Genomic DNA, 21274 nt, shown 5'->3' on the forward strand with positions numbered 1-21274 from the left:
AGGTCAGGACGCCTGCAGGTCTGCGATGTCGGCGGCTCCGGCGGCGAGGAGGGCTTCGGCCAGTTCGATTCCCAGCAGGGTGGCACCGACTTCTGTCAGCCCGTCCGTGGCGCGCCTGTCCCGCACCATGTCCGTTCCGTCGACGGCGCACACCACGGCCTCCAGATGCAGCATGCTGCCCTTCCGGTAGGCGTAGGCGCCGACGGGGGCTGCACACCCTGCCTCGAGCCGGGCCAGCAGCGCGCGTTCGGCGGTGACGGCGAGGCGGGTGTCGGGGTCATCCAGCGCGGCCAGGGCCTGGGCCAGGACGGCCCGGGAGCCCTCGCTTGATCCCGGCTTTGGCGGGGCGTCGGCCGTGCGGCACTCGATGGCCAGGGATCCCTGGCCGGCGGCGGGCAGCATGACGTCGGTTTCGAGGTACTCAGTGACGGCGTCCAGCCTGCCGATCCGCTCCAGGCCGGCCGCGGCGAGGACCACAGCATCCAGGTCGCAGGACTTGCCGGGCACCACCTGGTCAGTGGAGTTGCCGGGCAACCCGGGGACACGGCCCAGGCGGGTATCGACGTTGCCGCGGATATCCACGATGTCCAGGTCCGCACGGGCGGCGCGCAACTGGGCTGCGCGGCGGGGCGAACCTGTGCCGACGCGGGCACCGGCCGGCAGGTCTGCGAGCTTGAACCCGTCGCGGGCGCACAGGACGTCGCGGACATCCACCCGGCGCGGGGTGGCGGCGAGAGCCAACCCTACCGCTGCCCCGGTGGGCAGGTCCTTGAGCGAGTGAACGGCCACGTCGCACTCATCGCGCAGCAGCGCGTCGCGCAGGGCAGCAACAAACACGCCCGTGCCGCCCATCTGGGACAGCGACCCCGTGAGGACGTCGCCGTCGGTGCGGACGTGCACCAGTTCCACCGGGAAACCTCCGACGGCGGCCAGCTGGTCTGCGGTCTGCTGGGTCTGGGTGAGCGCCAGCTTGCTGGCGCGGGTTCCGATCCGGACCGTCACAGCTGGGCCGTTTTCCCGGCTGCGTCGGCAGGGTACGGATCGTGGCCGGTGCCGACGGTGGTGTCTGCCCCTGCGATGGTGGGCTTTTCGCCGCGGAAGTTGGCGCAGCATCCCGGCCGGCAGACGTCGTACCAGGGGCCAAGGTCCGTGACGGCGGGCCGGTCGGCGATGTTGTTGGCAACGGTGCGTTCACAGATCAGGTCCACCAGGCCGTCGACGAATTTCCGGTGCGTCCCGGGCGTGGGGACGCGGGTGGCGGCCAGGCCCAGGTTGGCGCAGGTTTCCATCGCCTCGGTGTCCAGATCCCAGACAACTTCCATGTGGTCGCTGACGAAGCCGAGGGGAACAATGACGATGCCCTTGACGCCCTGACCGGCAAGCTCCTCGATGGCGTCGTTGATGTCCGGTTCCAGCCACGGCACGTGCGGGGCACCGGAACGTGACTGGTACACCAGGGACCACGGTGCGCTCTGCCCGGATTCGTCCTTGACCTTGTCCATGACGGCGCCTGCGTTGGCGAGGTGCTGGGCCACGTAGGCGGACCCTTCCTCGAACCCGCGCGGCTCCCCCTCGGACCGGCCCGCGGCCTCGGCGTCCCGGGTGGGGATGGAGTGGGTGGCGAACAGGACGTGGATCGGGGCGTCCGGCGTACCCGCTTCCGCGAGCTTGGCGCGGACGTCGGCCAGGCCGGCGGCGGTGCCTTCCACGAACGGCTCCACGAAGCCGGGGTGGTCGAAGTACTGGCGGACCTTGTCCACTTCCAGGCGGCCGTCCAGGCCGGTCTCCGTCAGCGCCATGCCGATGTCCTCGCGGTATTGGCGGCAGCTGGAGTAGCAGGAGTAGGCACTGGTGGTGAGCATCAGCACCCGGCGGTGGCCGGCGTCGTACGCTTCCTGCAGGGTTTCCGGGATGTAGGGCGCCCAGTTGCGGTTGCCCCACAGGACCGGCAGGTCGATGCCGCGGGCAGCGAGTTCGGCTTCCAGCGCTGCCTTGAGCTCGCGGTTCTGCTGGTTGATGGGGCTGACTCCGCCGTTGGCGCGGTAGTGGTGCGAGACTTCCTCAAGCCGCTCGTCCGGAATCCCCCGGCCGCGGGTGACGTTGCGGAGGAACGGAATGACGTCCTCCTGCCCTTCCGGACCGCCGAAGGAGGCGAGGAGGACGGCGTCGTAATTCTTGGGCGCCATGCGGCCGGCCTCGGTCACCAGGTTGACCGATGTTGCCTGCTGCTCGGGGCTCATGCCAGCACCTCGGCAACCTCGTCGGCGGAGACACGACGTCCGGTGTAGAACGGGACTTCTTCACGGACGTGGTTGCGGGCCTCCGTGGCACGCAGGTGGCGCATCAGGTCCACCAGGTCCACCAACTCCGGCGCCTCCAGGCCCAGGATCCATTCCCAGTCACCCAACGCGAAGGAAGACACGGTGTTGGAGATGACCTGCGGGAAGTCACGTCCCAGCAGGCCGTGGTCGCGGAGCATCTTGCCGCGCTCGGCCTCCGGCAGGATGTACCACTCATAGGAGCGCACGAACGGGTAGACACAGAGCCACTCGGCGGGAGCTACGCCCCGGGAGTAGGCGGGGGTGTGGTTCTTGGCGAACTCGGCCTCGCGGTGCACGCCCATGGCGGACCAGACAATCTCGGTGCCGGCAAAGAGGGTGCTGCGGCGGATGTCCCGGATGGCCTGCTGCAGCGCTTCCGGCTTGGAACCGTGGAGCCACACCATGACGTCGGCGTCGGCGCGCATGGCTGAGACGTCGTAGCTGCCCCGGTGCGTCACGCCGGCAGCGGCGAGCCGCTCCAGCAGCGCTTCAAAGTCGGCGGCGGCGTCGGCGCTGCGGACCACTGATTCCGACCGCTTGAAGACCGTCCAAAGGGTAAAGAACTGCTCGGCTGATTCTTCGGTTTTAGTGACAGATTCGGCAGAAGTGTGGCTCATGGTTACAAGTTTGCCCCCTCCCCGCCTCCAAGACGAAACCGAAGACTTCTACAACACGTAGAAGTGAGCAAAGTCACATTTGGCAGTGCAGCAGGCAGTCTCCAGGAGGACTGCTAGAGGCGGCGCATGCGCAGGAATACCAGCCCTGCCGCGGCCCCCACGCCGACCAGTCCAGCCCCCAGCCACACCATGGCATCGGGCACGTCCGGCAGCGGTCCGGTGGATGAAACGGCCCGGCCCGGCTCCGCGGGCTCACCGGCAGCCTGCGGGGCACGGGTGGGCAGGGACTGGCGGGCGTTGATGGACAGGGTGGTGGGGAGATCAGTCGGCAGCACCGGAGCCGATGCGCTCACAGGATCCGAAGATGCTTGGCTCGCGTCGGCTGCGGTAGATCCCGCAATGCCGGAAGCGGCTGCCCCTGGCATTCCTGCCGCCCCCGCCGTACCAGTCCCGGATGCCTGCGCCCCGCCGGTCTGCCCCACAGCCAGTGGGTCGGTTCCCGATGCGCCCGATGGAGGAACCGGTGCTGGGGCCTGCGCGCCTGCTCCAACCGGGGCGCCCACGGCAGGGGCGGTGCCGGATGCAGGCGACCTGCCGGGTGCAGGGGCAGTGCCTGGCACGGAGGCCGCGGAAGGCCCGGCCTCAGTTGGCGATCCGGGCGAGGCAGGCACTGGAGAAGACGGTGCCGGAGAAGATGTGGCCGTAGGCGCGCTGGCCTGCCCGCCCGTAACCAGCGGCGTGCCTGAGACGATCGGGAGCGGAAGGTCGGGAAGGGGAAGTGCCGTCATGGAGGCGGCGGCTGTGGCCCGAGCCGTTGCCGTGGGGATGGCGGTGGACAGGGAAGCCGTCACGGCTGGACGCAACGCCCCAGGCACTGCGGGGAGGGCGGGAGCCGTCGGACGCTGGGCGTCGGCGGCAGGCATCTTCCCATCCCCCTCTGAACCGCGCTGAACCGTCATGGCCTCCTGGCGTGGGGCGACACCCGCATCAGCAGTTGCCACCGGGGACGCCTGCACCGGCGGGTCCTGGGGAGTGGAAACTGCATCGTCAGCCAATGCTGCCTGGACGCCGGCGGAAAGAACCAGTACCGCTCCGACGGCCGCTGCTGCGGTGCCGCGTCGAAGTCCCCCATGGATACCGGTCCGGGACAGTGAAAGCTCGGACCTGTTTGAAACCATAGTCATCGACCCTAACCAGAATGGTGGGCCGTTTGAAAACCGGAAGGCTCGGCAGGGTGTGCCCTGGACGGCCCCGGAATCCCGGGGTGGCCGGTTGACCAGCAGCGATGCTCAGGCGGCGGCCAGTTGGCCGATTTGCTCACGTGTGTCGGCGACCACGGCAGCCAGTCCGTTCCCGGCCACCCAGCCGCCAACGACGGCCAGCCCGCCGGCAGCTGTGCAGGCCTTGCGGATTTCCGCTGCCCGCGCGCGGTGGCCCACGGCCGCGAACGGCAGGGCTCCGCGCCAGCGGACCACGTCCCAGCCCTGCACGTCCTCCTCCGCGATCCGGACACCGAGGAGTCCGGAGGCGTCCCGGAGGGAAGCCGCAAAAAGCTCATCATCAGTTTCGGGGCCGCCCGGCTGCACCGTTGTTTCGGATGGCGATGCCGCTGCCGGGGCAGGTTCGCCGTCCATCCGGCCGTAGGAGAGGCGCACCACGTGCCTCCCCGGACCGGCGGCAGCAGCGAGCCAGTCCCATTTGCCGGTGGCATGCGTCAGGGCCTTAGCCTGGATCCCAGGCGTTTGCGGGGCCACCAGGATTCCGGTTCCACGCGGCCTTGCGTCCAGGTCCGGTTTATCCAGGACCAGCGTCACGAGCTTGACGTCCGGCCCGGAGGCGGGCTTTTTCCCTGCGATGGCAGGAACCGCACCTTCCAGGAGTTCGACGGCGGCGGGTCCGTCCACGGCCATGACCAGCAGGGCGGCGCTATAGGAAGTTCCGGCCACTTCGACGCGCCAGCCGTCCCGGGTGCGGGCGACAGCCGTGGCGGCAGTGCCCGGCAGCAGCGTCACGCCCAGGCGCTGGAGATCCGATACCAGGGCATCCACCAGGGTGTGCATGCCGCCTTCGAGGCCGGCCACGGCGGAACCTGCCTTGGCCGGCTTACCAGGCTGCGGTGACTGTCCTTGCTGTGCCTGCTGGGCGGCCGGAGCACCGGCGCGGCGGCGTTGCGCCAACACCGCGGCAGCGAGCGAACCGTGTTTCCGCAGGCCTGCACGCAGGCCCGGAGCCACCATGTCGACGTCGAGCAGTCCGGGGTCGGCCGAGTGCACGCCGCCCACCACCGGCGAGACGAGCCGCTCCAGCACCCGCGAACCCATCCGGGCCCGGACCAGGGCGGCCACGCTGGTAACACCCGCACCGGCGCCTACGGAGGCAGGCAGGAAGCGGTCCAGGGAGGCGCGCAACGAGCCAAGCATGCCCAGGGTGCGGCGAACCTCAGGATCCCACGGGTTCGCCGGGATGCCCAGGACTCCTGTCCTGGGCAGTTCGCGGGGCCCGTCCGGAAGCTGGACCCACGCACCGCCTGGCCTCGGAGGAACGATCTTTTCGCCCAGGCCGAGCTCTACACAGAGCCGGGCAACGGCGTCGGACCTTGTGGCGAACGACTCGGCGCCGCTGTCCAGCGTGAGCCCGGCAACCATGTGGCTGCCCACGCAGCCGCCCCACGCCGTCCCCGCTTCAAGGACGGTCACCTCATAACCGGCCGCGGCAAGTTCCCGGGCGGACAGGAGCCCGGAGATCCCGCCGCCCACCACCAGCGCTGTGCCGGCCGCGGCCGGCGAGCTGCCCATGGGTTTACTCCGGCGAGATGGAGTGGATGAGTTTCACGACCCGGGTCAGGACGTCGGGGTCCGTTTCCGGGGGAACCCCGTGGCCGAGGTTCAGGACGTGGCCAGGAGCTGCCGATCCCGCGGCTATGACCTCGCGGACGTGGGCCCCGAGGATTTCCCAGGGGGCCGACAGCAGCGCGGGGTCGATGTTTCCCTGCAGCGGGACGGTTCCGCCCAGGCGGCGGTTTGCCTCATCGAGCGGCAGCCGGTAGTCAACGCCCACCACGTCCACACCGACATCGCGCATTGCAACGAGGAGCTCGGAGGTGCCGGTGCCGAAGTGGATCAGCGGGGCGCCGAGGTGGCGGACATGGTCCAGGGCACGGGCCGACGCCGGCGCAACATATTTCGTGTAGTCGGCCAGTCCCAGCGAACCCGCCCAGGAGTCGAAGAGCTGGGCGGCCGAGGCACCTGCCTCGAGCTGGGCCTGGAGGAACATGCCGGAGGCGTCAGCAGCCCAGTTGGCGAGGGCGGCCCAGGTCTCGGGATCCGCATGCATCATGGTCCGGGGGCCAAGGTGGTCGCGGGACGGCTTTCCCTCCACCATGTAGGCAGCCAGGGTAAACGGTGCACCGGCAAAGCCGATGAGGGGCGTCTTGCCCAGTTCCGCCACCGTGAGCCGGACGGCTTCGCGGATGGGCTCCAGCGCTTCCCAGGTGAGCTGCGGCAGGGCGGCAACGTCGGCCGCTGTGCGCACGGGCTTCTCCAGGACGGGCCCCACCCCGGGCACGATGTCCACTCCGACGCCGGCCAGCTTCAGCGGGATCACGATGTCGGAGAAGAAGATACCGGCATCCACGTCGTGGCGGCGCACGGGCTGGAGCGTGATCTCGGATGCCAGTTCAGGGCGGAGGCAGGAGTCCAGCATCGCGATGCCCTCGCGTACCTTCAGGTATTCCGGCAGCGACCGGCCAGCCTGGCGCATGAACCACACGGGACGGCGGGACGGCTTGCCCCCGCGGTACGCCGTGATCAGCGGGGAGTCGGCGGTGCGGCCGTCCATCAATGGATGGTCTGCGGCGAGGGCGCCGGCAGCTGAGACGGCGGGGCTAGGAGTCATGCTTTTGATTGTGCCCAAAAAGAGCAGCAAAAGATAACGACAACCTGTCGCTGTCCGGGCCCACTTCGGCAAGGTGGCGCGAATCACTGCAGAGTGTGGCGACTATCCTTTCCGGAGGTTGTTCTACCGGACAACGAAAAAGCTATGATTGGTCTGCTGTGGTTCTTTTCTCATTGGTGGCTACACACGCCGACATCGATCTCGAAACCGTTGCTCAGTTGAGCAACGGTTCCTCCGGGATTGCCGCATCCGCGCTGACCGAATCCCCTGCCGTGGCCGGGGCGGTGGTCCTTGCCACCTGCAACCGCTACGAAATCTACGGCGAAGCCCCCAACCCCAACGACGTCGAAGCGGCCCGGGCGGCCCTCGTATCCCGGATCAGCGAGGCCAGCGGCCTGGCCGAACCCCTCGTTTCGCGGTCCTTCAGCACCCGTACCGGACCGGAAGTCACCCAGCACCTGTTCGCCGTCAGCGCGGGACTGGACTCCGCCGTCGTGGGTGAACGTGAAATCGCCGGCCAGGTGCGGCGGGCGCTGATCAACGCCCAGCACGACGGCACCGCCAGCGCCGGCCTGGTCCGGCTGTTCCAGGCGGCCTCGAAGACCGCCAAGGACGTGGGCGCGCAGACCGCCCTTGGTTCCCGCGGGCTTTCCATCGTCTCCGTGGCGCTGGACCTGGCCACCGATCTTTCCGAAAGCCCCGACTGGTCCACCAAGAAGGTGGTGCTCTTCGGGACCGGCGCCTACGCCGGCGCCACCATGGCACTGCTGCGCGAGCGCGGCTGCACGGACATCTCCGTCTTCTCCTCATCCGGCCGGGCCGAAGGGTTCGTGGCCTCGCGCGGCGGCGTGGCCCTGGACGCGGACTCCCTGCGTCCCGCCGTGGCTGCTGCCGACGTCATGATCGGCTGCAGCGGCTCGGACACCCGCGTTGAGGCTGATGACCTGGCCCAGGTACGCGCCGACTCCGCGCAGCCCCTGATCGCCATCGACCTGGCCCTCACCCATGACTTCGACCCCGCCGTCGGCGAGCTGGAGGGCGTTGAACTGCTCACCCTTGAGTCGGTGCGGCTCGCGGCACCGCAGGAACAGGCGGAATCACTCGCCCAGGCCAGCGGCATCGTGAAAGGTGCGGCCAAGGCCTTTGAGCAGGAACGCGAAGCACGCTCTGTCGACTCGGCCATCGTTGCCCTTCGGCGCCACACGATGAACGTGCTGGACGCGGAGATGGAAAAGGTCCGGGCCCGGCACGGCTGCACCGCCGCCGCCGAAGAAGTGGAGTTCGCCCTCCGCCGCATGGTCAAGCAGTTGCTGCACGTTCCCACGGTCCGCGCCCGCGAACTCGCCGCCAACGGCCAGCAGGACGACTACGTGGCTGCGCTGGAGGCGCTGTACGGCATCACGGTCGAACAGCCCGCCGCCTCCCCCGCCGCTTCCGCTGCACTGGCCCAGGCCGAGTGCCCGGTGGACCACAAGGGCCGCGAAACCGCCTGAGGTCCCTTCAAGACCCAAGTTGCTCTATCAGATATGGCTCCCAAACCACCGGTTTGGGAGCCATATCTGATAGAGCATGCCGGTCAGTAGACGGGCTTTTCGGGTTCCACGTCGCGCACCCAGGCCAGGATCCCGCCGTCGAGATGGCTGACCCGCTGGTAGCCGGCCTGCCGTGCCGCCGCCAGCACGTTGGCGGACCGGGTCCCGGCCTTGCAGTGGAACACGATGTCCCGGTCCTGCGGAAGTTCGTCCCAGGCCTCACCGGCCAGGATGCGTCCCTGCGGGATGAGCCTGGCACCATCGATCCGGACAATGTCGTACTCTCCCGATTCCCGGACGTCCACCAGCTCGAAGTCTTTGAGCCCGGCCTTCCGGGACGCCAGCATGGTGGCCAACTGGGTGGCAGTGACGGTGTGTTCGATATCGGCCTGCGCTGCCGGGGCAATGCCGCAGAACGCCTCGTAGTCCGTAAGTTCGGTGATGGGTTCCGCGGCGGGGTCCTTGGCCACGCGGATCTCGCGCCAGCTGCCGCCCAAGGCGTCGAACAGTGCCACGCGTCCAAGCAGGGAACGTCCGACGCCGGTAATCAGCTTTACGGCTTCGGTCACCATCAGCGATCCCACGGCAGCGCACAGCATGCCGAACACACCTCCCTCACCGCAGGAAGGGACGGAGCCCGCCGGCGGCGCCTCCGGATACAGGTCGCGGTACGTGGGGCCGTGCTTTTCCCAGAAGACGCTGACTTGGCCGTCGAATCGGAAGATGGAACCCCACACGTAGGGCTTGCCCAGGATGGCGGCGGCGTCATTGACCAGGTAGCGCGTGGCGAAGTTGTCGGCACCGTCGAGGATGAGGTCGTAGCCGCTGAACAGCCCTAGGGCGTTGGACGAGTCCAGGCGCACGTTGTGCAGCCGGACGTCCACCAGCGGGTTCAGCTCCGCAATGGTATCCCGCGCCGATTCGATTTTGGGCCGTCCGACGTCGCTCACACCATGGATCACCTGGCGCTGCAGGTTGCTCAGGTCCACCACGTCGTCGTCAATGATTCCAATGGTGCCCACACCCGCTGCGGCAAGGTACAGCAGTGCCGGGGCGCCCAGGCCGCCGGCGCCGATCACCAGCACCTTGGCGTTCTTGAGCCTCCGCTGCCCCAGGGCACCAATCTCGGGAATGATCAGGTGCCGGGAATACCGTTCCACCTCGTCAGGAGTCAGGTCCGCAGCCGGTTCCACCAGTGGATCGAGGGAAATAGTTGAAACATTTGCGGTGAAAGACGAAGCCATACTTCAATGTATGCCCCGGGATACCGCCAGGTCATATTACCCCGCAGTAAAGTGAAGGTAACTGCAATGGAAAGAAGGATAACTGTGGTCCCTGAAGCACGGGCCGACCGCCCGCCCGCAGCCGAACCGCAAACTCCCTCCCGCCCCGCAGGCCAACGGTCCGCCCGGCTGCCCCGGGATGAGCGCCGTGCCCAGCTCCTTGCTGCGGCCCAGGAAGTGTTCGTTGCCAACGGTTACCACGGCGCTGCCATGGACGAGATCGCGGAAACCGCCCATGTGAGCAAACCGGTGCTGTACCAGCACTTCCCTTCCAAGCGCGACCTGTACCTCGCCCTGCTGGAAAGCCACCTGGCGTCCCTGACCGAACTGATGCTGGGGGCACTGAACTCCACCACGGACAATGACGAACGCGTCCAGGCCGTCATGCGTGCGTACTTCCACTTCATCGCCAGCGACGACCAGGCCCACCGGCTGGTCTTCGAATCGGACCTGATCAACGACCCCGACGTCAGCTCCCGGCTGGAAACCTTCAACCGCACCTTCGCCGACGCCATTGCAAGGGTCATCGCGGAAGACACCAAGCTCCCCCATCTCGAGGCGGAACTGCTGGGGCGCGGCCTGGCCGGAATGGCGCAGGTCAGTGCCCGGTACTGGCTGGAAACCGACGGCAACCTGGACCTCGATGTGGCCAGCGACCTCATCTACCGTTTAGCTTGGCGCGGAATCTCTCGCTTCCCCAAAGAGTCCTAGACTACAAATAAGACAACACCTCGTAGAGAAGTACGAGAACTTCACAGGCTGGGAGGCCCCCTTGGAAATTAAGATCGGCGTTCAGAACGTTGGCCGCGAAATCGTACTGGAATCGACCCAGGATGCCGAGACGGTGGCCAAGGTTGTCGGCGAGGCCATCAGCGAAGGCAATGAGCTGCGCCTCAAGGATGACAAGGGACGCCTGATCATCGTTCCGGGCAATGCCCTGGCGTACGTGGAAATCGGGGCAGAAGAGGTCCGCCGCGTGGGCTTCGGCCAGTTCTAGCCTGCGCCTGAAAGGGAGCATCCATGCTTTCGTTGACCATCGTGGTGCTGGTTGCAGCCGCCGGCGGTGTCATTGTCTGGGCCAATGACAAGCGCCATGCCAAGTACGGCGCGGTGCTGCCGGCGGGGGTCGCCGTGGCTGTCGCGGCGCTGGCATGGATCATCCTCATGGCGGCCGGTTTCGGCTACCTGCCCGGCCTGACCTGGCTCCCCTGGGTCCTGCCCATGGTCCTTGGCATTGCTGCCGCCATCGGTGCTGTGGTCTATCTTGGCCGCACCCGCACACGCCACGATATGGAGCGGCTGACCGCCATCCTGCGGCGCTAAGGCATCCGTAAACGGCCTGTGGCCGCCACCCGTCCGGGTGGTGGCCACAGCTGTTTAAGGTCCGCGGTCAGAGGAACTCCGCCCGGCCCTCCATTGCCGACGAGGCGAGGGCATGCTCCCTGCGGGGGATGCGCCCGGCCGCCCGGGCCATCCTGCCGGCGATCACGGCGTGTTTGAACGCCTCGCCCATAAGGGCGGGGTTCTGCGCCCGCGTCACGGCAGTGGCCAGCAGTACGGCGTCACAGCCCAGCTCCATGGCAAGGGCGGCGTCCGACGCCGTACCGATGCCTGCATCCAGGACCACCGGAACCGACGCACGCGAAACGATGAGCTCGATGTTGTGCGGGTTCAGGATCCCCAGGCCGGTGCCGATAGGGGCGCCCAGGGGCATCACGGCGGCGGCGCCGAGGTTTTCGAGCCGCAGCGCAAGTACGGGATCATCGTTGGTGTAGGCGAACACCTTGAAGCCTCGGTTCACCAGCTGCTCCGTGGCTTCCACGAGCTCCACGGCGTCCGGCAGGAGGGTCTGCTCGTCGGCGATGACCTCGAGCTTCACCCAGTCCGTTTCCAGGGCCTCCCGCGCAAGTTCCGCTGTGAGCACAGCATCCCTGGCGGTGAAGCAGCCGGCGGTGTTGGGCAACACCCGGATCCCGTGGTCCACCAGCAGCTGGAACAGCGAGCCGGTTTCGGCGGGTGAGTAACGCCGCATGGCCACGGTGGTCAGGGCGGTGCCGGAGGCCAGGAGTGCTGCGCCCAGGCCGTCCAGGCTGGGCGCTCCGCCGGTGCCCATGATGAGGCGGGATTTCAGGGCGACGCCGTCAATCACCAGGGCGTCGCCGGCACCGGTGTTCCCGGCGGGGTTGATGGTGCTGGTTTCGGTCATGGCGTCAGCCTCCCTGTACTGCTGTAACGAGTTCGATGTCGTCGCCCTCGGCGAGCGCCGTGGCGAACCATTGGCTGCGCGGCACCACCTGGGCGTTATGGGCGACGGCGACGCCCAGCTTCCCGCCGTCCGTCGCCTGCCCGTTGTCAGCCAGCGGGCGTCCGGTGACCTGGCTGACGAGTGTGGTGATGGAGGCGCCGTCGGCCACCGTGTGCGGGTTTCCGTTGAGGGTGATGTTCACGCTGTTTCCTTGGTGTGGGTGCCATTGTCGTGGAGGCCGTGGGTGGCCGTTCCCGGGCCGGAGAACCGGCCCGGGCGGAAGGGGACCCAGCGGGGGTCGGCTTTTCCGTCGAGCAGATCCGTGCAGATGGCTGCTGCAGCGGGTGTGAGCAGGACGCCGTGCCGGAAAAAACCGGTGGCGATGATGAGCCCCGGAACGTAACCGGCTTCCGTTGCGGATCCTTCGCTTCTTAAGGCCAGGTCCACCGGCACCCTTCCCAGCAGCGGCGCATTGTCCGGGGTTCCCGGGCGGGCCCGGGCCGTGCATTCCAGAAGTTCGAGCTCGGCGACGGCGGGAACCAGCGCCTGGGCATCGCGCAGCAGCTGGTAGACGCCGCCGGCACTGACGGCGTCGGACAGGGCGTCCTCGCGCTGGGTGGCTCCGATCACCACGGTCCCGTCCCGGCGCGGAACGATGTACACCGGAACTCCGTGCACCAGTCCCCGCACCGTTGCGGTCACCAGGGGCTGGAGGGGGCCGGGCACTGCAAGCCGGAGGATGTCCCCGTGGACGGGACGCAGGGGCAGCTCGAGGCCATGGGGGAGGTCCGCGAGCGCCCCCGCCTGCAGCCCGTTGGCCACCACGGTTTCCGCTGCCAGGACGGTGCCGCCACCGGCGAGCCGAACCCCCGTAACGATGCCGTCCTCCCACAACAGCCCGCTTGCCCGCTCCGGCACTGCGTAACCGTCCACTGCCCCTGCCACGGCGAGGTGGTGCGTTTCGCGGGCGCCGCCGGCCAGTGCCAGCCGCAGGGCCGCCACCAGCCGGCGGGGATCCACCTGGTGGTCCCCCGGGGTATCGAGGGCGCAGGCGATGGCGGGGCTGAGGAGGGGTTCGCGTTTGCGGGCCTCCCGGACGGTCAGGGGTTCCACGGACAGCCCGCTCGCCTGTTGAACTGTGCGCAGGTCCATCAGGGCGCGGCGGTCGGCGGCGTCGGCGCCCACGGCGAGTGTCGGCGTCGTGAGGTATCCGGAATCCGTGCCCGATGCATCGGCGACGGCGGCCGCGAATGCCGGCCACCGTGACGATGCCTCCAGCATGAGTTCCAGGAGGTCCTCCTCCTGGTAGTGCAGTTCGCTCACGGGGGCCAGCATGCCGGCGGCAGCCCAGCTCGCGCCGGAACCTGGCGCGTCGTCAATGAGGACGACGGAGCGTCCGGAACGCTGCAGTTCCCAGGCGATACCGTGTCCCACCACTCCCCCGCCAATGACGGCGACGTCGGCACGAAGGGTGGGGGGAATGGACGCATCAACGGACGAGGGCTGGGTGGTGCCGGGGGTACGCATCTGGGTTCCTTCCCTACGCCGGCATTAACCGGATCAGGTCAAGCGGTCGGCTCTGACGCCCTCTCAGCCCGGCGCTTTGTGACAGCTGCCGCGGGCTCCCGCAGTACCTCCCCAGTTTAGAGGAATTAGGCTTGCAGGCATGAATGCGACCACCCCTTCCCTTCCCGCAGGTTCCCACGCTCCGGCCGGCGGAGTTGCCAATGCCGAGGTTGTCAACGCCCGCGACAGCGAGGCCCTTAAGGCTGCCCGCCTGTATCTCTGCACCGATGCACGGCGGGACCGCGGCGATTTTGCGGAGTTCGTGGACGCGGCCTTTGCCGGCGGCGTGGACATCATTCAGCTGCGTGACAAGACCATCGAGGCAGCCGAGGAACTGGACCTTTTGGCTGTGCTGAAGGAAGTGGCGGTGCGGCGCGGCAAGCTGTGGGCGGTCAACGACCGCGCCGACATCGCCGTGCTTTCCGGGGCCCCGGTGTTCCATATCGGCCAGAAGGACCTGCCGCTGGCGGCCGCACGCACGCTGGTCGACGGCAACGCCGCCATCGGACTCTCCAGCCATACGCCCGAGCAGGTGGATGCCGCCCTTGCCGCAACTGCCGCACCGTCCGGGCTGGACTACTTCTGCGTGGGCCCTGTCTGGGCTACGCCCACCAAACCCGGCAGGGCCGCCGTCGGTCCCGAACTGGTCAAGTACGCGGCCGAGGCGTCACGGCAGGCTGCGGACCCGGTGCCCTGGTTTGCCATCGGCGGCATCGACCACGGCAACGTCCGCCAGGTGGCGGAGGCGGGTGCGCGCAGGATCGTGGTGGTCCGGGCCATCACCGAAGCCCCTGATCCCGCCGCAGCTGCTGCCTCCCTCCTCGACGCGCTGGACGCTGCCGGTTCCTGAGCCTGCTTAATCGCGGAACTTGGGGCTACGCTGAATTTTGTGTCACATCATCGGCTGGCTCCCAACGTCCACGACCATAAGAACGCCTTGGAAGAGGCGTTGGGCCTGCTGCGGACGGAGCTTGAGCTTCCGGGCCCGTATCCCGCAGAAGCCGTGGAAGACGCCCTGGCTGCCGTTGCGGCGCTGCAGCTGCCGTCCTACGACCTGACCGCCGTCGAGTTTGTCACCATCGACCCGGCATCCTCCACGGACCTGGACCAGGCAGTGTTTATTGAATTGGACGGGGACGGCTACCGCGTGATGTACGCGATCGCCGATGTTCCAGCCTTCGTTGCGCCGGGAGGCCCCCTGGACGCGGAGACGCGGCGGCGCGGACAGACGTTCTACGCTCCTGACGGCCGGATCCCACTGCACCCGGAGGTCATCAGCGAAGGGGCCGGGAGCCTGCTGCCCGGCCAGGAGTGTTCGGCCTTCGTCTGGGATTTCACGCTCGACGGCGAAGCAACCGTACTGACGGTCAGCGTCCGTCGCGCGAGGGTCCGCAGCCGCGACAAGCTCAGCTACCGGGGCGCCCAGGCAGCCCTCGACGCCGGGACCGCCCCGCCCGTGCTCCAGCTGCTCCGTGAGGTGGGCCTGAAGCGGGTGGCACTGGAACGGGCGCGTGAAGGTGCAAGCCTGAACATGCCTGAGCAGGAGATTGTCCAGCTGCCCGACGGCGGCTACCGGATTGACGCTGTTCCACAGCTTCCGGTGGAGGACTGGAACGCGCAGATTTCGCTGATGACCGGGATGGCGGCGGCGCAGCTCATGCTGGAGGGCAAGGTGGGCATCCTGCGCACCATGCCGGCCCCGGACGAACGGTCGCTGAAGCATTTTCGCCTGCAGACCGAGGTGCTGGGCAGGCCATGGGACGGCGAAGTCAGCTATGGCGAGTATCTGCGGTCCCTGGACCCCACCGATCCGCGGCAGCTGGCCATCATGCATTCGGCAGGCATGCTGTTCCGCGGAGCCTCCTACACCGCCTTCGACGGGACCGTCCCCGAGGATGGGATCCAGTCCGCCATCGGCGCTGCCTATGCCCACACCACCGCGCCGCTGCGCCGGTTAGTGGACCGCTTCGTGCTGGTCATCTGCGAGGCCCTGAGCAACGGCGGCGATGTTCCCGGCTGGGCGCGGGAGGCCCTGCCGCTGCTGCCGGGCATCATGGCAGGCTCGGACCAACTGGCGTCACGGATGGAACGCCTGGCCCTGGATACTGTGGAGGCGGCCCTGCTGCTGAACCACATCGGGCAGGAGTTCGACGCGATCGTGATCTCCGGGTCCAAGCCGCAGAACGGGAACACTAACGGCAACGGGAAAAACGGCAAGAACGGCAACGGCAGCTCCGGGATCATCCAGATTGCCGAACCCGCAGTGACGGCGCGCTGCGCCGGCGAGCTGGAGTCCGGCACCAAGGTCCGGGTCCGGCTGGTGTCCTCAGACATCACCACGCGGGAGATCCACTTCGAACTCGTCTCCTAAAGGGCCAGCGGAACGCCCCGGGCGGGAGGAAACCGTGGTTCCACGCCCATGCGGCTAGACTTGAAGGGTAGAACTGGATGCCCGGTCGTTGATTTCCTCGATTTGAAACCAACAAGCCCGCCCCTACGCGATCTTGAGATTTACCCGTTGGTCACCAGTGCCAGCATTTAGATAGCCCGCGATCGGCTTCCACTGGAATCGCTTGCGCGCCTGAGCGTGCTCCGGAGCGGCCAGCCTTGGCCGGCCCGTTGAGCAGGCAGCGCCATTGCCCAAATGAATAAGGAAACTCCCCTGTGAGTGAATTGCATACCCACCAGCTCCTCAGCGATGAGTCCGGCACGGAAACTATCGAGCCGGAAGAAACCATCATCTCCGACGAGACGCCGCACGAGATCGCGGAGAAGTCCTTTGCCGACTACAACGTGCGCGCGGACATCGTTGAGTCCCTGGCGGACGCCGGGATTACCCACCCCTTCCCCATCCAGGCCATGACCCTGCCGGTGGCTCTTGCCGGCCATGACATCATCGGCCAGGCCAAGACCGGCACCGGCAAGACCCTGGGCTTCGGTATTCCCGCACTGCAACGGGTCATCGGCCAGGACGACCCCGGATACGCCAAACTCGCCGTTCCCGGAGCCCCGCAGGCCCTCGTGATCGTCCCCACCCGCGAGCTTGCCGTGCAGGTGGCCAGCGATCTGCAGACGGCATCCCGCAAACGCAACGCCAGGATCACCACCATCTATGGTGGCCGCGCCTACGAGCCCCAGGTTGAGGCGCTCAAGCAGGGTGTCGAGGTAGTGGTGGGCACTCCCGGGCGCCTGATCGACCTGTACAAGCAGAAGCACCTGAGCCTGAAGAACGTGAAGCTCGTCGTCCTCGACGAGGCCGACGAAATGCTGGACCTCGGCTTCCTGCCGGACGTTGAGACCCTCATCGCCGGCACCCCTGCGGTCCGCCAGACGCTTCTGTTCTCGGCTACCATGCCCGGCCCGGTCATTGCCATGGCGCGCCGCTACATGACCCAGCCCACCCATATCCGCGCAGCGGATCCCGAGGACGAGGGCCTGACCAAGCGGGACATCCGCCAGCTCATTTACCGCGCCCACAGCATGGACAAGACCGAGGTGGTGGCCCGCATCCTGCAGGCCCGCGGCCGCGGACGGACCATCATCTTCACCAAGACCAAGCGCACCGCCGCCAAAGTGGCCGAGGAACTGGTGGACCGCGGCTTCGCGGCCGCCGCCATCCACGGAGACCTGGGCCAGGGCGCCCGCGAACAGGCTCTGCGCGCGTTCCGCAACAACAAGGTGGACGTCCTGGTGGCCACGGACGTGGCTGCCCGCGGCATCGACGTTGACGACGTGACCCACGTGATCAACTACCAGTGCGTGGAAGACGAGAAGATCTACCTGCACCGGGTGGGCCGCACCGGACGCGCCGGCAACAAGGGCACCGCCGTCACCTTCGTTGACTGGGACGACATGCCGCGCTGGGCGCTGATCAACAAGGCCCTGGGCCTGAGCGTTCCGGAGCCCGTGGAAACCTACTCATCCTCGCCGCACCTGTACACGGATCTTGACATCCCCGAGGGCACCAAGGGCCGCCTGCCGCGCGACAAGCGCACCCTGGCCGGCGTCGATGCCGAGGTGCTTGAGGACCTGGGCGAAACCGGCAAGAAGAACAGCCGCGGCGGCCGTGACGCAGGCCGCTCACGCGACCGGGACGGCCGTGGACGGGAAAGCCGAAGCGGCAACCGCGAAGGTGCCCGCAGCAGTGACTCCGTTGGCCGCTCAGGTGAGCGCCGCCGTCGTACGCCGGACTCTGCAGCAGCTCCTGCCGCCGAAGCTGCAGCACCCGCAGCGGACACCGAAAAGCCGAACCGCGCCCGCCGCAGCCGGACCCGCACCCGCCGACGCAACGGCGAAGTGGTGGCCGGCGCCGACAAGGGCACGCAGCCTGGCAACTCCGAGGGCTAACTGCCCCGATGACTGACACTGTTTGGGCGCCGGACGGCGGCAGCCTGGTGGTGCACGCGGACAACGCGGAGTACCTCCCCACGCTGCCGGACGGCGCCTTCACACTGATTTACGTGGACCCGCCCTTCAACACGGGCAGGCCGCAGCAGCGCCAGCAAACCCGGATGGTGGCCAACGCTGACGGCGGCGGGGACCGGGTGGGTTTCAAGGGCCGCTCCTACGACACCATCAAGGGCGCCCTGCACCGCTACGACGACGCGTTCAGCGACTACTGGTCCTTCCTGGAACCCAGGCTCGTGGAGGCCTGGCGGCTCCTGGCCGACGACGGAACCCTGTACCTGCACCTGGACTACCGCGAGGTGCACTACGCCAAGGTCATGCTGGACGCCATCTTTGGCCGGGAATGCTTCCTGAACGAGATCATCTGGGCCTACGACTACGGCGCGCGTGCGAAAAACCGGTGGCCCACCAAGCACGACAACATCCTGGTGTACGTCAAGAACCCGGCCAAGTACCACTTCAACAGCGCCGAGGTGGACCGTGAACCCTACATGGCGCCCGGCCTGGTGACCCCTGCCAAACGGGAGCTGGGAAAGCTGCCCACCGACGTCTGGTGGCACACGATTGTCTCCCCCACCGGCAAGGAAAAGACCGGCTACCCCACGCAGAAGCCGGAGGGCCTGGTCCGCAGGGTGGTCGCCGCATCGTCCCGCCCCGGGGACTGGTGCCTGGACTTCTTCGCCGGCTCCGGCACCCTCGGGGCAGTGGCCGCGAAACTGGGCCGGAAGTTCGTGTGCGTGGACCAGAACCAGCCGGCCATCGACATCATGGCCAAGCGGCTGGGTGCGCACGCCACCCTGGTAAGCCGCCAGCCCAGCTAGGTAACGTCAGGGGCGGACGACGGCAGTTCCCGTGCCGAGTTCCTCGATCCGCGCCAGCATGCCGGCGGCAGTGAGGTTCTCCCCGAGCAGGTTGGGTTTGCCGGTTCCGTGGTAGTCGGAGGAACCGGTGACCAGCAGGTCATGCTTCGCCGCGAGCCTGCGGAGGAAGTCCCGGCCCTCTTCCGGATTGTCCCGGTGATCGATCTCCAGGCCTGCCAGGCCGGCGTCGATCATCTCGCGGTACGTGCGCTCCCCCACGATCCGCCCCCGGGCAGAAGCCACGGGGTGGGCGAACACCGGCACGCCGCCGGCGGCACGGACAAGCTCGACGGCGGTGGCAGGGTCTGGAGCGTAGTGCGGGATGAAGTACCGCGAGCGGGAGGTCAAAATGGAGGCGAAAGCCTCCGAACGGTCCTCCACCACCCCTGCGGCGACGAGGGCGTCCGCGATGTGCGGACGGCCAAGGGTGGCACCGGGCGCGACGTGGTGGATCACGTCGTCCCAGGTAAGCGGGTAGTCCTCCGCCAGGATGGTGACCATCCGCTCAGCCCGGGTCTGTCGGGAATCCTTGGCTTTGGTGATCTCTTCCAGGAGGCCGGGATGGGTGGGATCGTGCAGGTAGCTCAAAAGGTGGACGCTGATGCCCTCCTCGGTCCGGCACGACACCTCCATGCCAGGAACCAGGGCCACGCCGTACGTTGCAGCGGCCGCGGAAGCCTCCGCCCAACCTGCCGTCGAATCATGGTCGGTCAGCGCCACCACGTCCAATCCCGCGCGGGCAGCAGAGGCCATGACATCGGCAGGGGTCTCGGTGCCATCGGAGACGTTGGAGTGGGCATGCAGGTCAATCCTCACTTATCCAGCGTAGTGGACCGGGGACAAGAGACCGGGGAGGCCTGTTCGCTTAGCCGCGAAGCTGGTGAGACGATGGTGCCGTGAACGATGCCGAAAACACCCAAAACTCTGCTTCCCAGCCGTTGGAAGAGCGCGTCAACAACCGCTCCCAGCGGCCCAGTTCCAACGCGTTCAAGGCCTTCATGGCCAGCAACTGGGCACCTTCCAGCCAAGAGCTTCCGCAGCTGGACGCCGTCGCCCCCTATGCCGCAAACCGGCGCAAGGCGATCTCCTCCCTGTTCAAGGGCGAACGCCTGGTCATCCCCGCGGGGCCGTTGAAGGTGCGGTCGAATGACTGCGACTACCGTTTCCGCCCGCACTCCGGCTTCGCGCACCTCACCGGGCTCGGGCTGGACCACGAGCCCGACGCTGTCCTGATCCTGGAACCGGTCAACGAGGGAACGGGCGACGACGGCGGGAACCACCGCGCCACGCTTTATTTCCGGCCACTGGCCGGCCGGGACACGGAACAGTTCTACGCGGATTCCCGCTCCGGCGAATTCTGGATTGGTGCGCGGCCCACCCTCGAAGAGTTCGAGGCCCGCCTGGGGCTGGCCACCGCGCACATCGACCAACTGGAAACAGCCGTCACCAAGGACGTGGGCGCCCCGGAAATCGGCGGCATCTCCATCCGCCTGGTCCGCAAAGTCGACGAGAACATCGACGCCCTGGTGGACACCGCACGGTACAACACTGCCAGGGACCCCGAGAACCTGGACCTGGGCGTCCTGGATGCCCTGGACGAGAAGCTCAGCGAGGCCCTCTCCGAACTGCGCCTACTCAAGGACGAGTGGGAAATCGAGCAGATGAAGATCGCCGTGTCCGCCACCGTGGAAGGCTTCGAAGAGGTTGTTAAGGCTTTGCCGCGCGCCCTCACGCATGCCCGTGGCGAGCGCGTGGTGGAGGGAGCGTTCTTTGCCCGGGCCCGGGAGGTGGGGAACGAACTGGGCTACGACACCATCGCGGCGTCCGGCAACAACGCCACCGTGCTGCACTGGACCCGCAACACCGGCCGCATCCATGCCGGCGAACTCCTGCTCCTGGACGCGGGCGTCGAGGCCGACTCCCTCTACACCGCAGACATCACCCGGACACTTCCGGCCAGCGGCGCCTTCAGCGACATCCAGCGCAAGGTGTACCAAGCGGTCCTGGATGCCGCCGACGCCGGTTTCGCCGCTGCCCAGCCGGGAACCAAGTTCCGGGACATCCATACTGCCGCCACCACGGTCCTGGCCGAGCGTTTGGCCGAGTGGGGAATCCTGCCCGTCACTGTGGAGGAAGCGATCAGCCCCGAAGGCCAGCAGCACCGGCGCTGGATGCCGCACGGCACCAGCCACCACCTTGGACTGGACGTGCATGACTGCGCGCAGGCCAAGCGGGAGCTCTACCTCGACGGCGTCCTCACCGAAGGCATGGTGTTCACCATTGAGCCGGGCCTGTACTTCAAGAAGGAAGACCTGGCGATCCCGGAGGAGTACCGCGGCATCGGCATCCGGATCGAGGACGACATCCTGATGACTGCCGATGGCCCGGTAAACCTCAGCGCCGCCCTGCCACGCAATGCGGAGGACGTGGAGGACTGGATGGCCGGCATCTACCGGACCGAAGAAGCCTGACGCGGCAGAAATTACAAAGAGCGGGACCGCCGGATTCTTTCCGGCGGTCCCGCTTTTTGTATGCCCTGCTGTCAGGCC

General features: G+C 67.6%; 20 protein-coding genes and 1 riboswitch. Of the genes, 9 read left to right on the forward strand and 11 right to left on the reverse strand.

From position 1 onward, the window contains the following. Nucleotides 1–3 precede the first annotated feature (3 nt). The 6 genes from hemC to hemE form a co-directional block, all read right to left on the reverse strand. Complete coding sequence (gene hemC, locus LFT49_RS14160; RefSeq protein ID WP_237428546.1) at nt 4–1002, reverse strand: hydroxymethylbilane synthase; 999 nt, start codon at nt 1000–1002, stop codon at nt 4–6. Then, nucleotides 999–2240, reverse strand: a complete 1242-nt coding sequence (locus LFT49_RS14165; protein ID WP_237428547.1) for a ferrochelatase — start codon at nt 2238–2240, stop codon at nt 999–1001. The genes hemC and LFT49_RS14165 overlap by 4 nt, the downstream gene beginning before the upstream one ends. Beyond that, nucleotides 2237–2938 carry a hydrogen peroxide-dependent heme synthase gene (hemQ, locus tag LFT49_RS14170; protein WP_237428548.1) on the reverse strand — a complete coding sequence of 234 codons (702 nt, stop codon included), beginning with the start codon at nt 2936–2938 and terminating at the stop codon, nt 2237–2239. The genes LFT49_RS14165 and hemQ overlap by 4 nt, the downstream gene beginning before the upstream one ends. Nucleotides 2939–3051: 113 nt before the next feature. Then, nucleotides 3052–4122 carry a hypothetical protein gene (locus tag LFT49_RS14175; protein ID WP_237428549.1) on the reverse strand — a complete coding sequence of 357 codons (1071 nt, stop codon included), beginning with the start codon at nt 4120–4122 and terminating at the stop codon, nt 3052–3054. 105 nt (nt 4123–4227) lie between these two features. Continuing rightward, nucleotides 4228–5733 (reverse strand): protoporphyrinogen oxidase, encoded by a 1506-nt coding sequence (gene hemG / locus LFT49_RS14180; protein WP_237428550.1) that lies wholly within the window; start codon nt 5731–5733, stop codon nt 4228–4230. Nucleotides 5734–5737: 4 nt separating this feature from the next. After that, complete coding sequence (gene hemE / locus LFT49_RS14185) at nt 5738–6832, reverse strand: uroporphyrinogen decarboxylase (protein WP_237428551.1); 1095 nt, start codon at nt 6830–6832, stop codon at nt 5738–5740. Nucleotides 6833–6990: 158 nt separating this feature from the next. On the opposite strand from hemE, the gene LFT49_RS14190 reads away from it, so the two are divergent. After that, on the forward strand, nt 6991–8325 hold the full coding sequence (locus tag LFT49_RS14190; protein ID WP_237428552.1) for a glutamyl-tRNA reductase: 1335 nt from the start codon (nt 6991–6993) through the stop codon (nt 8323–8325). 83 nt (nt 8326–8408) lie between these two features. Here the strand turns inward: LFT49_RS14190 and moeB are convergent, their stop codons facing one another. Further along, nucleotides 8409–9608: a molybdopterin-synthase adenylyltransferase MoeB gene (gene moeB, locus LFT49_RS14195; protein ID WP_236798966.1), complete on the reverse strand. Its 1200-nt coding sequence runs from the start codon at nt 9606–9608 to the stop codon at nt 8409–8411. A gap of 84 nt (nt 9609–9692) precedes the next feature. Between moeB and LFT49_RS14200 the strand changes: the two genes are divergently transcribed. The 3 genes from LFT49_RS14200 (at nt 9693) to LFT49_RS14210 (ending at nt 10970) form a co-directional block, all read left to right on the forward strand. After that, on the forward strand, nt 9693–10358 hold the full coding sequence (locus LFT49_RS14200) for a TetR/AcrR family transcriptional regulator (RefSeq protein WP_236798967.1): 666 nt from the start codon (nt 9693–9695) through the stop codon (nt 10356–10358). 61 nt (nt 10359–10419) lie between these two features. Beyond that, nucleotides 10420–10644, forward strand: a complete 225-nt coding sequence (locus LFT49_RS14205; protein WP_142133232.1) for a DUF3107 domain-containing protein — start codon at nt 10420–10422, stop codon at nt 10642–10644. A 23-nt stretch (nt 10645–10667) separates the two neighbouring features. After that, complete coding sequence (locus LFT49_RS14210) at nt 10668–10970, forward strand: hypothetical protein (protein WP_237428553.1); 303 nt, start codon at nt 10668–10670, stop codon at nt 10968–10970. A 67-nt stretch (nt 10971–11037) separates the two neighbouring features. Here the strand turns inward: LFT49_RS14210 and LFT49_RS14215 are convergent, their stop codons facing one another. From LFT49_RS14215 to thiO, 3 genes are all read right to left on the reverse strand, one after another. Further along, nucleotides 11038–11853, reverse strand: coding sequence for a thiazole synthase (locus LFT49_RS14215; protein WP_272912518.1), 816 nt, complete (start codon nt 11851–11853; stop codon nt 11038–11040). Between the two features lie 4 nt (nt 11854–11857). Then, nucleotides 11858–12094, reverse strand: a complete 237-nt coding sequence (gene thiS, locus LFT49_RS14220) for a sulfur carrier protein ThiS (RefSeq protein ID WP_236798969.1) — start codon at nt 12092–12094, stop codon at nt 11858–11860. Next, nucleotides 12091–13419, reverse strand: a complete 1329-nt coding sequence (gene thiO, locus LFT49_RS14225; protein WP_237428554.1) for a glycine oxidase ThiO — start codon at nt 13417–13419, stop codon at nt 12091–12093. The genes thiS and thiO overlap by 4 nt, the downstream gene beginning before the upstream one ends. Further along, nucleotides 13413–13531: riboswitch (TPP riboswitch) on the reverse strand. (Overlaps the previous gene by 7 nt.) A gap of 27 nt (nt 13532–13558) precedes the next feature. Between thiO and thiE the strand changes: the two genes are divergently transcribed. The 4 genes from thiE (at nt 13559) to LFT49_RS14245 (ending at nt 18686) form a co-directional block, all read left to right on the forward strand. Further along, a complete protein-coding gene (thiE, locus tag LFT49_RS14230; RefSeq protein ID WP_237428555.1) occupies nt 13559–14308 on the forward strand; it encodes a thiamine phosphate synthase in 750 nt (249 codons plus the stop codon). A 39-nt stretch (nt 14309–14347) separates the two neighbouring features. Further along, nucleotides 14348–15829 (forward strand): RNB domain-containing ribonuclease, encoded by a 1482-nt coding sequence (locus tag LFT49_RS14235; RefSeq protein WP_237428556.1) that lies wholly within the window; start codon nt 14348–14350, stop codon nt 15827–15829. A gap of 293 nt (nt 15830–16122) precedes the next feature. Further along, a complete protein-coding gene (locus LFT49_RS14240) occupies nt 16123–17805 on the forward strand; it encodes a DEAD/DEAH box helicase (protein ID WP_237428557.1) in 1683 nt (560 codons plus the stop codon). 8 nt (nt 17806–17813) lie between these two features. After that, entirely contained in the window at nt 17814–18686 is an 873-nt protein-coding gene (locus LFT49_RS14245) for a DNA-methyltransferase (RefSeq protein ID WP_237428558.1), read from the forward strand. A gap of 6 nt (nt 18687–18692) precedes the next feature. Here LFT49_RS14245 and LFT49_RS14250 read toward each other — a convergent pair whose 3' ends face one another. Then, nucleotides 18693–19541 (reverse strand): PHP domain-containing protein, encoded by an 849-nt coding sequence (locus LFT49_RS14250; RefSeq protein ID WP_237428559.1) that lies wholly within the window; start codon nt 19539–19541, stop codon nt 18693–18695. Between the two features lie 80 nt (nt 19542–19621). On the opposite strand from LFT49_RS14250, the gene LFT49_RS14255 reads away from it, so the two are divergent. Further along, entirely contained in the window at nt 19622–21196 is a 1575-nt protein-coding gene (locus tag LFT49_RS14255; protein WP_237428560.1) for an aminopeptidase P family protein, read from the forward strand. Nucleotides 21197–21274 lie beyond the last annotated feature (78 nt).

Source organism: Arthrobacter sp. FW306-06-A, assembly GCF_021870055.1.
In the GTDB taxonomy this organism is placed as follows: domain Bacteria; phylum Actinomycetota; class Actinomycetes; order Actinomycetales; family Micrococcaceae; genus Arthrobacter.

Excerpts from the sequence above, each read along its gene's own strand:
- LFT49_RS14210 (WP_237428553.1), top strand. The coding sequence starts at position 10,668 with ATGCTTTCGTTGACCATCGTGGTGCTGGTTGCAGCCGCCGGCGGTGTC.
- LFT49_RS14245 (WP_237428558.1), top strand. The coding sequence starts at position 17,814 with ATGACTGACACTGTTTGGGCGCCGGACGGCGGCAGCCTGGTGGTGCAC.
- thiE (WP_237428555.1), top strand. The coding sequence starts at position 13,559 with ATGAATGCGACCACCCCTTCCCTTCCCGCAGGTTCCCACGCTCCGGCC.
- hemQ (WP_237428548.1), bottom strand. The coding sequence starts at position 2,938 with ATGAGCCACACTTCTGCCGAATCTGTCACTAAAACCGAAGAATCAGCC.
- moeB (WP_236798966.1), bottom strand. The coding sequence starts at position 9,608 with ATGGCTTCGTCTTTCACCGCAAATGTTTCAACTATTTCCCTCGATCCA.
- LFT49_RS14215 (WP_272912518.1), bottom strand. The coding sequence starts at position 11,853 with ATGACCGAAACCAGCACCATCAACCCCGCCGGGAACACCGGTGCCGGC.
- thiO (WP_237428554.1), bottom strand. The coding sequence starts at position 13,419 with ATGCGTACCCCCGGCACCACCCAGCCCTCGTCCGTTGATGCGTCCATT.
- hemG (WP_237428550.1), bottom strand. The coding sequence starts at position 5,733 with ATGGGCAGCTCGCCGGCCGCGGCCGGCACAGCGCTGGTGGTGGGCGGC.
- LFT49_RS14165 (WP_237428547.1), bottom strand. The coding sequence starts at position 2,240 with ATGAGCCCCGAGCAGCAGGCAACATCGGTCAACCTGGTGACCGAGGCC.
- hemE (WP_237428551.1), bottom strand. The coding sequence starts at position 6,832 with ATGACTCCTAGCCCCGCCGTCTCAGCTGCCGGCGCCCTCGCCGCAGAC.
- LFT49_RS14175 (WP_237428549.1), bottom strand. The coding sequence starts at position 4,122 with ATGACTATGGTTTCAAACAGGTCCGAGCTTTCACTGTCCCGGACCGGT.